Consider the following 15,087-nt stretch of genomic DNA (forward strand, 5'->3'; position numbering starts at 1 on the left):
AAAATATTGATAATTAGGTAATTTTAAATACATTAGCCGGCAACTACTGCTGACTCTGATTTAAGTGTGTTTTTAAGATTTAACCATTCGTTTTGAATAATACCGCTTAACTTTTCTTTATTCAATTCCAGCATTTTAAGCAATTGTATCTGCGCACGTGTGCGCTGCAGGTTATGTTCTGCAAACCGGGTTTTATAATACACATCGCCCTGTAGATAATCCGTTAAAAAACGAACTGCCTGCATATAAGGCAATAAAAGCACACCCATCATCAGTGAGCTTAATTCGGCATCCGTTAAAAACGATATGGTTTGACTTAAATAGCCTTTAGCAAAAGCTTCAAACAAAGGAATATTTAATTGTATCGCATCAAGATCTTTTTCATCCTCGGGTGCGGTATTTATGATACTGCGGATCGCATCGCCAAAATCATAAGCTACATAGCCGGGCATAACTGTATCCAGGTCAATAACACATTGAATTTCATCTGCCTGATCAAGCAGGATATTGTTAAATTTTGTATCATTATGGGTAATACGCATGGGAAGTATCCCTCCTCTGCCCAAGTGCAGAATTTCGCTCATGCTCCCTGCCCGACTAAGCAAAAATTCTACTTCTTTCATCACATGCGACAATCTTTGGGCGCTGTTATTTTTTATCGCTATACTAAAATCATTTAGGCGTTTTTCAATGTTCAAAAAATCAGGAATAGTATTTACCAGCAGATCGGGATGCAGATCGCATAACAAGTATTGAAACCTGCCAAATGCCACCCCGCCTTGTTGTGCTTGTTTAACGTTGGTGACCAGGTCATAACTTTTTGTGTTATGCAAAAAATTGGTCATGCGCCAGTAATTACCCTGTTCGTCCTGGTAATAATATTTGCCGTTGTTACATTTGATAAGCGTTAGTACTTCTTTTTCGGGATTGCCCGTTTTGGCTATTTTTTGCTTTAAGTGATTGGTAACGTAAACCATATTATTCATCAGGCTATCTATATCCTTAAAAACAAAATGATTAATTTTTTGAAGCAGAAAATCCGGGCCATTATTAGCTTTTGACCGGATCATAAACGTATCATTGATATGACCCGAACCGAAATTTTTTATTTCAAAATCTCCTCCGCCTGTATTGAATTTTGCAATGGTATCAGCAAAATTATTAGTCGCTATATTATTATTCATTATAAAGAATATGGTAATTCAAAGTTTACTCTACAAATGTAACACATTTTTGCGTGCACGTACACGCAAATTGATAATTATTTTACTTTTTTTCTAATTCGTCGTTTTCACATAGATGTGGCGTTCATTATCTTAACCTCATAAGGCGCAAGTTTCACAGTGATAGTGCTTCCTGAATATACTTTTTCATGAGATTGTGTGCGGGCATTGTAAAAGGTGTATGTATTATCTGAATCTGAAGGTATTTCAAAAATTTGTGTGGTACTGATGCTTATAGATTTTGGTGTCGAACCAGGGTTGCGTAAAGTAAGCACTCCTTTTTTTTCAGCCCATCCGGCATAGCCGTATATCTGGCCCTTTGCAGGGTCACCTCCTACCCAATGTATGTCGGCAAGCTGTTTTTTATTGTCTTTAGACCAGTTTGCCGCATCGCGGATACAATTCCAGTCGGCACTATTTAGCTTATGCGGGTTAACATATAACTCCTGCAAACCTGTGCCTGTACCAAAAAATGCCCAGATCTCGTCGGCCACATCCTTGTCGTCCATTTCAAGTTTGCCCGGAAGACCATTATCGGCAATACAAATACCATGATACATAATCGAATTAAGCGGGAAAAGCGGCGCACGTTTAACTATATTTTTATAAGCCTGTGCATCTTTATAAGTTATCCATTGCTGTCTTTTGGTACCATCACCAGCTAAGCCGGTATCATCGCCTGCACGCCAAATGGCATCACCATATTTAAGCCAGTAAACAGAAGGCCATGTGCCTACAGTAAGACTTAGGTACAGGTCAGGTTTGTTACTTCTTAACTCTGTAATCAATTTTAAAAATGCTTCAATGTCCTTTTGATAAGTTATACTGGCCCCGGCAGCGCAATTGCCGGCTCCTACCCCATCAAACTTAAACATAGATACATTGTAGTTTTTTATGAAAGACAGCGTAACATCCCTGAAACGGTTATAATAAACCGGCCCGGTCAGTGAAAACCCATTCTCATTAGTTTCAAACGGAGGACTTTGCTTTTTACCAAATGCCAGCCGCTGTTCCTTTGGCTCGTCATACCCTCCCCATGGCGAGATCCATACACCTAAACGTGCTTTTACGGCTTTAGTAGCTTTACTTAAATTGGCAAACCCATCAGGAAAACCCGGGTTAAACTGCCAAAGAGTTTTATTATCATCCCAGCCATCATCAAACAAAAAGGCGTCCAGCTTTACGGCCCTTTTGCTGATGAGACTGTCGGTAAATGCTTTAATTCGGTCAAGGCAAACACTATCGCTTAATTTCCTGTCAACCCATGACAGGTCGAACCATGAATTGTAATGCAATATCTGCCTGTAAGGATGCGCGCGTTCATTTTCTACATAGTATAAAAACCCTCTGCGCAATTGGCCAGCAGGCACTACGCCAAATACCGAAGATATGGTTAGCGGGTTGCCTGAATTTAAGGCTTCTAAACGGGGCAGATAAATTGCTGCACTACCTTTATTTTCTGATACCTGGCTCATAGGGTGCTCGACCGCAAAGAACATATTATGATAAACTAATGGCGAACCATCAACCGTACCGATCTTTTTGGCAGCAATTGAAGCAGATAATTTAATAAGCGTGATTTTATTTATTTTGATAGAATCCTTAGCTTCAAAGCTAAAAACCTGCTTTATATAGTTGTCATTGTCTCCTAATACTGCTTCCCAATGGATCTTCAAGCCAAGTTTGGCGTTTTCCAGGTCGGTTGTAATGCTTTTACATTCTGCTATTTCGACTGAATTACCTTTGGTAATTCTAAGGTCTTTAGTGACCAGATTACCGGTAGTAGTAAAGTCGTTTGAACTGACAATACTACCATTAGCCATGGTAAGTTCAAAAACAGGCCGGCTGGTCAACGCTAATTGCTGACGTGTTTGTTTATCTTCAAAACCGGCAAGCGATAATTTATTAGCTGTGTTTTTAAAACTCAGTTTGATAACCTTGTTCTCTAGTGATAAAATACTCCCCTCTTTTTTAACGATTGCTGCACCGGGCGCAATACCCGGATATACTACCTGTGCATAGGTTAAAGAAACACAGGCAATTAAATAAACAATGGCAGATAGCGCGCATTTTTTAAAATATAAATGGATATTACTTTTTATAGCGATCATTGATATGTGTTATTTTATTCTGATGGTAGCGTTCAATTTATTGTAGCCGGTTTCGGCTTCCCAGGTATCATCATTAGCTAACCGGATACTGTATTCTGGCCTTGAGGAAATACTTGCTGCTGCGTCAGGCAAGTTCAGGTATAACTCGTATTCGCCTGCTGTTAAATTTGCCGGTAAAGCCAGCTTTTGCTGCAGATCAACTTCACCTGTAAACCATTTACGGATATCTGTTTTAACCAAAAGTGTTGTTAAGGTACCGCTCGCTTTGTTTTTTAATATCAGTTGCACCGGCCTTTCATTATATGGTGATGCGTAGCCGACATTCTCGATATCTAAAGCAAAATTGACCGTACTGCCCTTTAATGTTACGGTAGGAAACACCGCTTTGCGAAGCACCAACCGGTAACCCATTTTTTGTTTGATCTCGTCCATACAACCACCGGTAACCCAGTCGTCATTTACATTGGTATTATAACCTGAGTTAAGAAAACTATAATGAAAAGCGGCAAACTCCTGTTGTGCCCTGCCGGTGGGGCCACAGTCATTTTGAGGGCTAAATGCATCGTCGCAGGTTTCGCCGCCTACTACGGTAAATTTGCTGTCGGCCATCTCAAATTTACGTAATTCGGGGGTTGCATCTTTTTGGGGCGATGATGAATTGCCATAATCATTATAAGTACCATAATCTGTGGGCCCTGACAAAAAGCAATCATTATGGAAACCTATTCGCGACTTATCTGTGCCGTTAAATGCTTCTACCTCATTAAGCGCTGCAGACTGTACATTTGCCGAAACACCATACACATATCGCTGCTTCAGTTGGGGAACGCGCACCTGAATCATCCTTGATTTTGGTAACGCGTCCAGCAGCGCTTTAAGAACAGATGTGCGATCACACCAGTTGCTATCAAGTACACGGCCATTCCCGGTTTTAGATGCATCGCCAAAATAATCCGAATAATAATTTTCGCCCCAGATACCTATAAAACCCATTTGCATACAGGCAATAATATCTGCATTTTGCTGTAAATAAGGCTTTAACTGTTTAATATGGTTAAGCACTATAGCCTTGGGCGCATCGCCATAAGGGGGACAAATACCGTCACCACAATCGCCACCATGTGCTTTATTAACATAACAAAACCGTACAATGAGCTTTACACCTGCAGCACGGGCAGTTGCACAGTCGGTATTGAAATTTTTTAAGAAAGTATCAGAAATGGGCGAACCTTTAAAGCTATCCAATATATACTCTACATAGATCAAGCTGGATGATACTGAATATAAGGCTTTATTTATCTTTTGGCTGGTTCGGTAACCAATCAGCGTATTTTTATCAAGCGGGATATAGTTTGATGCAAATATATTTTGCTGCCTGTAAAACCCTCTTTCCGGATTGACGATATCCTCTTTACTTTCAATATAATTTATTGTGGTGTCGGCCTGTATGGCTACCGCTTTTTTGACGCTACCAACAAGGCATAGCAATGCCACTACTGCTGAATATGGCTTCATAGCTTAAGTGATATTTAGCCGAACGGTGTATTCCGCAAGGCGATTTTATATTGGATTTTTTTTTAAATTTTGATGAAGATCTTGTTGCGGCTTAACCAGTAACAGATACCCCACTCTGCAAATAATGTAACTACTCCTGAAATCAACGCTACCACAGGCCCTGCGATACCCAACAAGCCCAGGCCACCTTTTACAAAAACGCCTACTGCGCCATTGAACCACTGCCCGCCAACTGTTTCAAAAAACAGGTACAGAAATATGGCATTCATGCCCACTACCGTGAATATCCATACTTGTTTATTTACCTGTTTAATATCTATCAGCCAGTATAAAAATGCCATTAACAGCAATACCCAACCGCCTGATGCTAAAGCAAATGAACTTGTGCTAATCCTTTTTATAATGGGTGTGATATTCAAAATATCTAACCCAAAACCTAAAACCAAACCTGTTACGCCGGCTATTATTAAATAAGAAATTTTCTTTTGAGCTGCTATGGGCGATATCAATAACTTACCAGCCAGTACTCCCCAAATAGTATGTGCAGCGGTTGGAATAATATTGATGGCTACCCATCCATCTGTATTTGTTTTGCCCATCAGAATGGTATCAAAGTATGCACCAAAATTATGGTACTCCACAAACGGCTGATCAAAACCCGGCATAAGTATGGTTCGGTATAACACTTCGGTTATCAATAATAATACAACCGTAAACCCAACCTGGAACCAAAAAGACCTGTTAATGATCAGATAGGCTATTACAGTGGTAAAAGAAAGCTGTGTAAGTACGTTCCATAGCTCGAACACTAATTTACCCGCATAAATACAATGAAGGCCTGTACCTAATAAAAATAGTTTTACAGCCCTGATGGCAATGTGTTTGAAATTCTGTTCCCAGCTGATACCTTTTTTTAATTTAGATTGATACGATATGTACATAGCAGAGCCAGCCATTAACATAAAGGCAGGCTGCACCAGATCCCACAGGTGCAGGCCATGCCAAGGATGATGAAAAAATTGATCTATAACCACATCCGCCCCCTTGCCTATGTGCATGTTCCTTAACGATTCCCAAACCGCGCAGCTTTCGCCGGCAAGCAGGATCATAATAAGGCCACGCATCACATCAAGTGAAACCAGGCGATTAGTTGGCATTTTAACCTCTTTTTCCATGTACTAAATCAAACCAATCAACAAATTATCTTTAAATATATATTATTTGCAAATCCCTACAGATCAATAACCAACATGTTATAATATCTTAAAATCAAATATATTAATTATTTGCGTGTTCGTACACATTTTTGAAAAAATATTTTTCTTAACCTAATTTTAACAAAATTGGTATTATGTATTTATAGTTTTATAAATACGCAACATTAGGTAAGCTATACAAATTTCACCATCCCAAAAAACTCAGGCACATGGAAATTAGGTTCATCGCTTAGAATATTATTCCAGCTTAAATAATGCGGCTCGGGGGTTTCATCGCCGCACTTATAAAAATTAGCCTTACATTCAGTACCTTTTAGTGAGTCTATATCATCATAAATAAATACGCTAAATGGTATGCCAAGAGTAATCTCCCATTCAGTAAACCCCTCATCGTCAGCATTAATTACCTGTGTATCAATTTTTATCTGCTTTACAACATTGGCAGGTAGCTCTGCCCTGTAAGGTTTAACCGAACCATATGCACCATAGGGCGTACCTATACAATTAAACTCAAGGTTATAATAATTACTACCATTATCAAAAGACAAAAAAAACTCTACGCAACTGTCTTTATATACCAGGTCATTAACCTGTGTATGTCTGGCCATTACATACTTCTCTTTTACAAAATATTTTAAAAGGATACCATGATCGGTATAAGCCATACTGAACTTTACTGTTGGAAAATAACCGTTGCTACTCCACAAAAGGTTATCAATTACTTGTTTCGAACAATCATCCAGGAATGACGCATAGCCTGCTAATTTTTCGGCAGGAATAAATTGACAATCAAACTGTTTGGCCATAGTCTTGAATTTAGTAAACTACAAGGAAGCAAACACACCACAAATGCGTGTTCGCACACAAATTTAATCTTGTTTATGACACAAACAAGTAATTACGTAAAAAATTAGATTATCAGTTAAATCTCGATAAAAACCTGGTCTTTTTCGTCCAGAAAGTAATTCAGGTTTTCTTTGGTAACCACATCTAACGGCAGGTACTTAATAATAGGGACCTCCTTTTTAAACACCAGGTGTTCGGCCAGTTGGTAAATTCCCCAATACCCCTGCCCTTTCGGGTTTTGGTTGATCAGGAAACTTATAGCGCCATTGTTCAGGTAATGCAGGTTAGGTGGTATCAAATCGTAACCTATAAGCTTGATATGATTAATATGCCTTTGTTCAAGATACTTTGCAATATCATACGCCTGCGATGTCGTGACAAAGATCTGTTTTAGATCAAATGTATTTTCAATCAAAGTATCCAGGCTTTTAATAAAACTAGACTGGCTTGAACGTGTTAACTCAACGTTCAGGATCTTATATTTATGATCAAGGTTATTTTGAGCAAAATAGTTTCTGAACCCCTGCTCCTTTTTAACCAAATGCTGGGCATTACTTATTTTTTCATCAATATGCGCAATAAGCATACTGCAGGCATCTGGGTTACCATAATGTGCCAGCTTAGCTGCCAGCAATCCGCTTTGATAAGAGTCCTGACCAATGTAGCTTAAAGGATCAAAATCTGCTATCTGGGTATTAAACAACACGAAAGGAATATTATCAGCGTTCCATTTTTCAAAAAACGGCAATGTTTCTTTATAATAAATAGGGGATAATAAAATGCCGTCAGGTTTTTTGCGCGTCAGTTCAGTAGCTTTTTTTATGTAATCTTTAACGTCTTGCGGATTGAATACATATTGCTCTACAAATACGTTGTATTGTTTAAAATCCTGTTCTGCTTTTTCAATTCCTGATTTTGGCGCGGTCCAGAATGCATCATAACTATGATCAGGAAATAAAGCGGCAAAATGATATTCCTTTTTCGACCCCAGCATACGGGCCATCAGGTTGGGCTCGTAATTTAGTTCTTTAATGATCTTTAATACCCTGTTCTTTACATCTTCTGCAACCCTGCCCCTGTTATGAATAACCCGGTCAACCGTTCCGGTTGATACCGCGGCTTTAAGCGCTATATCTTTAATGCGGACAATGGTGTTTTTTTGCGAACGCTCTTTTTTCATTTGATGGTATTAAAGTCTAACGCTTGGGTTTAGCTGGTAATATAACTCAGGATGATTAAACATGCCTTAATAATTATCCAATAATTCTTGCGCTAAAACCCGACAAAGTAATGAAATAAATATTGAAAGCAAGTTTGTACGTTGCTAAAATATTGATTAACTTTTTTCGTATCAAAATTTGATTTAAATTAAGCTGATCCAGATTCCGAATAAGTGCATTTGACCTTAAAATAACCCATCAGAAAAACTTACATCGTTTTTACTAATTGAAAGATCGCCTGAATTCAAGAGGAGAAAGATTAGTTTTTGTTTTAAATAGCTTACTGAATGATTGCGGGTGTTCAAAACCCAACTCGTAAGCTACTTCGCTTACCGACAAGCCGGTTGTAGACAATTTTTCCTTCGCTTTTTCAATAAGTTTATGATGGATCAGATGCTGTGCATTTTGCCCGGTAAGTGACCTTAGCATATCGCTTAAATAACTTGGCGATATATTTAGATTGCCGGCAATGTACTGAACGGTAGGGATACCCTGTGTTAAGGAAAGCTCATTATTAAAGTATTCGTTTAAAACTTCTTCTAATTTTTGCAACAGGTTGTTGTTTGCAGCTTTGCGGGTGATAAATTGACGTCTGTAAAACCGGTTGGCATAATTTAATAAAAGCTCAATCTGTGAAATGATCACATCCTGGCTAAAATCATCTATCCGGCTGTTTAATTCTTCTTCGATAATTTTAAAAATAGAAAGAATGGTTACCTTTTCCTTGTCCGACAAATGCAGTGCCTCGTTAGCTGAATATGAAAAGAAGCCATACTGCTTGATCTTTTTAGCCAAAGGATAGTTAAGCAGGAAATCAGGGTGGATAAGCAGCGAGACAACGGAACAGCCCGCTACTTCTTCATCACTATTATTACCACCAACTATTTGCCCAGGTGCCGCAAATAATAAACCACCTTCGTCAAAGTCATAATAATCTTGCCCATACTTTAGTTTACCGCTAAACTTTGGCCGGTATGAAATTTTATAAAAACCCAACACATGCGGAACGCTTGGCCGGATTATTTGCAATCGCTCGCTGGAGTCATTGATCAAGCTGATGAGCGGATGCGTAGGTTTAGGAAAACCAAATGCCCTATGCGCATCTGATAGCGAAGCAAATTGAAGCGGGATATTTTTATCTTTTTTCATAACGCGTTTAATAAAGGTAGCCGATAATATTTGCAATTATCGGCTACCTTCAATTCTTTACTCACAGATTACTTGGGCTCGCCTTGTGCCGATTCTGAAACAGATTGCCAGGCTTCCCAGGTAGCCAGTCGCTCAGCATATGCGGCTTGCACCCAGGCTAAATTATGCTTACCTAAATTAAACCGTAGTGGTGGATTTTCGGAATCAACTATTTGGAACAATGCTTGCGGCGTAGCATCCGGGTCTCCCCTCTCTATACCTCTTAGGCGGCCAACAAATTGCTCTTTAAAATCCGTATAAATATCCATGCCTGCCGCAAATTTTAATGAGTCTTGGCTGCCGAACTCTGTAGCATATGCTCCGGGTTCGATAATAGTTACTTTGATACCGAAAGACTGAACTTCGGCTGCCAGGCTTTCGTGAATAGCTTCAAACGCCCATTTGGATGAAGCGTAATAACCAATTACAGGCATGGTTACATGGCCAAGCCCGCTTGATGTGCCAAGAATGTGTCCGCTACCTTGTTCACGCAGTAACGGTAAAGCAGCTTTAATAACCGCTAACGGCCCAAAAACGTTTGTTTCATACAATGCCCGTACATCTTCTGCGTTGGCTTCTTCAATAGTACCAACTAATGAATAACCTGCGTTATTAAAAACGATATCCAGTCTGCCAAAATGCGCATGGGCTTGCGCTATTGTAGCTTTTACCTGCTCGGGGTTTGTAACGTCTAACTGCAAAGTCAACACGTTATCGCCATATTTTTCTTTTAGTGCTGCAATACTTTCTAAGGAACGTGCAGTAGCGGCCACCTTGTCACCGCGCTCAAGAGCAGCTTCGGTCCAAACGCGCCCGAAGCCACGGGAAGCGCCGGTAATAAACCAAACCTTATTTTTTTGTTGTGTCATGATTTTATATTTTAAATGATTAACACAACAAAGGTCAAAGTAAACCAACTGCTGCTTGTAGCCTAATTGAGGATTTCTGTAGGCAAAATGCGGAAGTAAACACCTCCCCGGCATTAAATATTAAGGCTTTAAACAATCCTGATAAAGCAAAAAACCCTGTAGATCAATAATCTACAGGGTTTTGATACTTAAGGTATCGCTTTTGTCGGGATGGCAGGACGAGAACCTTTTCCTATAACCAGCTGATATTAAATCAGTTAGAAGACACATTTTAAACCAGGTATGCAGTTTGGTATTGACCACTACTTAAGCATTAACAAATATACATAAATATCTTAATGTCAGATACTTATTAGTAATTATTTCAATAAAAAATACTAACTTAAAAACATCACTAAAATTAGGAGTTATTTGTGGTTTTCAACCTCTGTACAACCTAATTTCTATCGGCGCTATCCGTTGATTTGCTGTTGATAATAAATAGACATGGCAGCTGAAATCATAACAAAAGAAGATTTAGAAATATTCGGACAAAAATTACTCATTGAGATAAAAGCATTATTAGGTAAATCGAGCGACGAGCCAAATAAATGGCTTAAAAGTTACCAGGTGAAAAACCTATTAAAAATATCGCCTAATACCTTGCACAAACTGCGCCAGGACGGAACTTTAACGCGCCTGATGCCCGTACGTCGGTCCAGGGCATGTTGGAACTTTTCATCTCGGTTTCTACAAACCGGGCTTTCACCTTCGACCGCGCTTTCGCTGTTGTGCTTCGCGGTATTTCCTATGTATGATAGTTTAATACTTTATTTCCGGATGTCAAAGAGCCATAATTGATGCTTCAAATTGGGCTTATTAAACGGGGGGATTTCCCAAGTTGCGGAACTTGGTATCGATTTTTTTAAATTGGAACCTAGGCTGTTTTATCAATATTTACTGTATAATCAGATTGCTATCTCTGGAGCAAAGGAAATTACCGGTCATCTTATAAAAATCAGCCAGGGAGTACGATAGAAATTTTTTCGATATTTTGATGAAGCAATTGGTCGGCAGACGCATGGATGCAGATTTTGTTAAGTTTCCGGGCGCGGCTTACACGGAAGAAAAGGAAAAGACGGATAAATGATCTTCCGGGACATGATCCTGTTTGACAATGTTTTGATCGCCGCGGACCCGAAAAAGATCCGCTCGCAGAGGATCTTCAAAAACATCTGAGAGGACAAAGCTTTCGACCAGGTGCATTAATCTAATTTCTTTTCCTCTTCAACCAAATCAGCCGGATGAATATTTAATGCCGTAGCGAGATCAAATAGCGTTGAAATACTGGGATTTGAGAGTCCACGTTCGATTCTCCCGATTTGCGAATAATCAGTATCCATTTTGTTCGCAAGCTGCATGATAGTTAAACCGGCGGCTATCCGGTATTTGCGAACGTTTTGAGCAAGAATCAAAATTGCCGCCTCATTGCGCCTGCCTTTGCTGCTCTTAATCATACCACAATAAAAAGAAAAATAAATTTGGATAATAGGTCATGTATGACCTATTATTGTGACATCATTTTATCTAACAAGCCTAAACCCTACGTGGAAGTAAAAAAAACAAAAAAATATAGCTATTTCGTCGGGATCGATATATCTAAAAACAAACTGGACATTGCCGTGTGCCATGAAAGAAACTTTCTTTTTCATACCGAAATTATGAACGATGACCAGGCGATTCGTTCATTTGTGAGCAAGCTCAAAGAAATGCCCGGCTTCAAATTATCCAAAGCAGTGTTTGCCATGGAAAATACAGGATTCTATGGGAATCATTTGCTTAGCGTGCTTTTCAAACTCAAAGCAAGCATCGTTCAGGATCACCCCTTAAAAATAAAAAGATCAATGGGCGTTACAAGAGGGAAAGATGATAAGAATGACGCAATCCGTATCGCGGAATATACCTGGAAAAACCGCGATGAAATCAAGTTGTGGATGCCCAAAAGAAAGATCATGACAGAACTCGCGGGCCTGATGACGCTGCGAAACCGGTTGATCGGCGTAGCTGTGATCCTTAAAACCCCGCAAAAAGAGGAAAAAAGCTTTATCCCCGGGAAATATCATAGCGGTAAGGTCATGGCTTGTAAAGCAAGTATCGCGGCTATTACAGGTGACCTGGAAGCCATTGAACTAGAGATCAGGTCACTGATCAGCGCTGACGACCACCTGGCCAGGTTGCTGGAAATTATTACGTCTGTGCCTTTCATTGGGTTTGTTACTGCTGTAACGATGATTATTTGTACGAACGAGTTCAAAGATATATGCGATCCCAAAAAATTTGCCTGTTATTCAGGTATTGCACCTTTTCCCAGGGAATCAGGAACTATAACCCGGAGACGGCGCATATCACCCTTCGCGAACAGGAAAATGAAAGCATTGCTGCACGTTTGCGCAGTAGGTGCTGCTACCAGGAATGAAGAGCTGAACAATTATTACAAACGAAAATTGGAGGAAGGAAAACATAAATTATCCATTTTTAACGCGGTACGCTATAAATTGGTCCTCCGGGTTTTTTCCTGCGTCAAACAGGACCGTCTTTTTATCAGGGAGATCCGATGCGCTAAAACGCTGGTTATTGTACCAGTCGAGAACTGCGTGATATAATCAAACTCATTAAGCCGGAAAGCGAATTAAATTCACGCGTAAGCCAAGGGCTTGTCACCAGAATAAATCTTTCCGGCTTTTATAACATTCTGGCATAAAATACAGCGGCCGGATTAGTCCTTTGTTTAAGCATAGACTTAAGCTCATGATACGAATCACCGCCTGTATTTTTTATAGAATAAGCCGGGGAGCGAATTAAGTGCACGCGTAAGCCAAGGGCTTGTCACCAGAATAAATCTTCCCGGCTTTTAGAGCCGACAAATATAAAATACAGCGGCTGGATTAGTCCTTTGTTTAAGCATAGACTTAAGCGTATGAAACGAATCGCCGCCTGTATTTTAGATGATATGGGCCGGGGAGCGAATTAAGTTCACGCATAAGCCAAGGGCTTGTCACCAGAATAAATCTTCCCGGCTTTTTACGATCACCATTTTTCATTTAATATCTGCGTATCTATCATTAAATTCGCCTGCATTTATTTTTTACCAGGCGCTTGAAGATTTCCTTAATTACCGTCACTTTTAATGCAGCCCGAACGATCCAGGCCTGTATAGAATCTGTTATAGCACAAGATTATAAAAATATAGAATATATTTTTATTGACGGCGGTTCAACAGATGATACACTAGCGATAGCCAGCCTTTACCGGTCTTCGATCGATTATTTGATCACCGGCCCGGATAGAGGTATCTACGACGCTATCAACAAAGGTATCGCGCTTGCAACCGGCGAAATTGTCGGGTTATTAAATGCGGACGATGTATTTGCAGCAAATGATATACTGTCTGTTGTCGTCCGCGCATTTGAAGGAAAGCAGGTAAAAATCGTGTACGGTGATCTGGATTATGTCCGCCAGGATGGGACTATCATTCGAAAATGGCGAAGCGGCGAAATGAAAGCAGGTAGCTTTGATCGTGGGTGGATGCCCCCCCACCCAACTTTTTACTGTCGGCGGGGATTATTTGACCAGTATGGTGTGTACAGCCTGGATCACGGTACTGCGGCAGACTACGAACTGATGCTTCGATATTTGCATGTATATCGGTTACCGTCAGCCTATTTGCCAGTGGTCATGGTAAAGATGAGAACGGGCGGGGCCAGCAACAACAGCCTGGGCAGCAGGTTAAAAGCTTTAGGGAATGACTACAAGGCGATGCGGTCAAATAAGATCAAATGGCCCTGGCTGGCCTTATTATTTAAGCCTTTGCGTAAAATCAAACAGTTCTTTTAACGCGGGATCTTCGTGTACAGCTGAGGGTTCAAATCAGGGTCATTATACATTTTGAACTGCCTGTAGATTTTGAGGGTGAGTTTGCCCTGTTCCAGGCGGGAAAGAACATCTGTTAAACAAGCTGACAGGTCTGTAATTTGTTCTTTCAGGATGATCACTTTTTCTTCACATTGTGCTTTATGCAGCAGGGAAGCGCCCTGTCTTGTGGTCTCTTCCTGCATGTGGTATAATTTAAGGTTGAGGATAGATAGCCTGTCGATCATCATTCCCGGTGTTTCCGAGTGCAGCGCCTTGCTTTGATTTAATTTTTTTGAGGTCAAAAACGTCAACAGCCATTCATCGATCTCTTCGATCGAATTATTTCTTGACTGGTTATACCGGTCAATATTTCTTTTGACGGCAAGCATTTTTTCGGGTTCAATATCGGGGATCCGCGCTATATCTTCTTCGTGCCATAAAAGAAAATTCCAATGATTATTTTCCTGTACAAACTTCATTGGAAGACTGTTTGCATTGATCATGATCTGCTTGTGCCAGTGATTAATTTCTTCAAATTGTTTTTGTACGATATCTTTTACGTTCAACATATCCGGTAAATATTAAAGGGGGCTTGCCCCGATGGCCCTTTGGCGAATCTTTGTCGCCGGGTTGCCCTGGTAAATTGAATAGGGTTCCAAGTCTTTTGTGGCGACGGAACCTGTAGTCAGCACTGCATGCGATGCAACGGTGATTCCCTGGTTAACAACGGCTTTGGCGCCTATCCATACACCGTCTTCCAGTACAACCTCGCCGGTTATTAAATTAAAAGAAGTCTTTTTATAATTGTGGCTGCCGGTAAGTATCATGGCCCCTTGTGATATACAAACGTTCGATCCTATGGTCACCATCACTAAACTGTCAACCCAAACATCTTCGCCTATCCATACCTCATCAGCAATGTTAAGGTTCCAAGGGTATTTGATATTTACGTTGGGTTTTATTTCAACCTGTTGGCCAATTTTGGCACCAAACAAACGCAACAGTGC

14 protein-coding genes are annotated in these 15,087 nt (G+C 40.1%); 3 read left to right on the forward strand and 11 right to left on the reverse strand.

Going from position 1 to position 15,087, the window contains the following annotated elements:
* Positions 1–32: 32 nt before the first annotated feature.
* From FO440_RS21675 to FO440_RS21710, 8 genes are all read right to left on the reverse strand, one after another.
* Positions 33–1,184, reverse strand: a complete 1,152-nt coding sequence (locus tag FO440_RS21675) for a phosphotransferase enzyme family protein (RefSeq protein WP_144250406.1) — start codon at positions 1,182–1,184, stop codon at positions 33–35.
* Between the two features lie 107 nt (positions 1,185–1,291).
* Positions 1,292–3,334: an alpha-amylase family protein gene (locus FO440_RS21680; protein WP_144250407.1), complete on the reverse strand. Its 2,043-nt coding sequence runs from the start codon at positions 3,332–3,334 to the stop codon at positions 1,292–1,294.
* Between the two features lie 9 nt (positions 3,335–3,343).
* The gene (locus FO440_RS21685; RefSeq protein WP_144250408.1) at positions 3,344–4,849 is read right to left on the reverse strand and encodes a DUF4832 domain-containing protein; all 1,506 of its coding nucleotides are present in this window, start codon (positions 4,847–4,849) and stop codon (positions 3,344–3,346) included.
* Between the two features lie 62 nt (positions 4,850–4,911).
* The gene (locus tag FO440_RS21690) at positions 4,912–6,024 is read right to left on the reverse strand and encodes an acyltransferase family protein (protein ID WP_222104030.1); all 1,113 of its coding nucleotides are present in this window, start codon (positions 6,022–6,024) and stop codon (positions 4,912–4,914) included.
* 215 nt (positions 6,025–6,239) lie between these two features.
* On the reverse strand, positions 6,240–6,872 hold the full coding sequence (locus FO440_RS21695; protein ID WP_144250409.1) for a carbohydrate-binding family 9-like protein: 633 nt from the start codon (positions 6,870–6,872) through the stop codon (positions 6,240–6,242).
* 116 nt (positions 6,873–6,988) lie between these two features.
* Positions 6,989–8,092, reverse strand: coding sequence for a substrate-binding domain-containing protein (locus FO440_RS21700; protein ID WP_144250410.1), 1,104 nt, complete (start codon positions 8,090–8,092; stop codon positions 6,989–6,991).
* Positions 8,093–8,354: 262 nt separating this feature from the next.
* Positions 8,355–9,281 (reverse strand): helix-turn-helix domain-containing protein, encoded by a 927-nt coding sequence (locus FO440_RS21705; protein ID WP_144250411.1) that lies wholly within the window; start codon positions 9,279–9,281, stop codon positions 8,355–8,357.
* Between the two features lie 68 nt (positions 9,282–9,349).
* Entirely contained in the window at positions 9,350–10,189 is an 840-nt protein-coding gene (locus tag FO440_RS21710; protein WP_144250412.1) for an SDR family NAD(P)-dependent oxidoreductase, read from the reverse strand.
* Between the two features lie 486 nt (positions 10,190–10,675).
* On the opposite strand from FO440_RS21710, the gene FO440_RS21715 reads away from it, so the two are divergent.
* Positions 10,676–11,029 (forward strand): hypothetical protein, encoded by a 354-nt coding sequence (locus FO440_RS21715; protein WP_144250413.1) that lies wholly within the window; start codon positions 10,676–10,678, stop codon positions 11,027–11,029.
* A gap of 404 nt (positions 11,030–11,433) precedes the next feature.
* On the opposite strand, the gene FO440_RS21720 is transcribed toward FO440_RS21715, so the two are convergent.
* Positions 11,434–11,685 (reverse strand): helix-turn-helix domain-containing protein, encoded by a 252-nt coding sequence (locus FO440_RS21720; RefSeq protein WP_144250414.1) that lies wholly within the window; start codon positions 11,683–11,685, stop codon positions 11,434–11,436.
* A 90-nt stretch (positions 11,686–11,775) separates the two neighbouring features.
* Between FO440_RS21720 and FO440_RS21725 the strand changes: the two genes are divergently transcribed.
* On the forward strand, positions 11,776–12,831 hold the full coding sequence (locus tag FO440_RS21725) for an IS110 family transposase (RefSeq protein WP_186292749.1): 1,056 nt from the start codon (positions 11,776–11,778) through the stop codon (positions 12,829–12,831).
* A gap of 493 nt (positions 12,832–13,324) precedes the next feature.
* Positions 13,325–14,062, forward strand: coding sequence for a glycosyltransferase family 2 protein (locus tag FO440_RS21730; protein ID WP_144250416.1), 738 nt, complete (start codon positions 13,325–13,327; stop codon positions 14,060–14,062).
* Here the strand turns inward: FO440_RS21730 and FO440_RS21735 are convergent.
* Positions 14,059–14,649: a DUF4254 domain-containing protein gene (locus FO440_RS21735; protein ID WP_144250417.1), complete on the reverse strand. Its 591-nt coding sequence runs from the start codon at positions 14,647–14,649 to the stop codon at positions 14,059–14,061. The genes FO440_RS21730 and FO440_RS21735 overlap by 4 nt on opposite strands.
* Before the next feature lie 12 nt (positions 14,650–14,661).
* Positions 14,662–15,087 (reverse strand): LbetaH domain-containing protein (locus tag FO440_RS24570; RefSeq protein ID WP_186292750.1); only part of this gene is annotated, 426 nt, incomplete at its 5' end.

The organism is Mucilaginibacter corticis (genome assembly GCF_007558865.1).
Taxonomy (GTDB): Bacteria; Bacteroidota; Bacteroidia; order Sphingobacteriales; family Sphingobacteriaceae; genus Mucilaginibacter; species Mucilaginibacter corticis.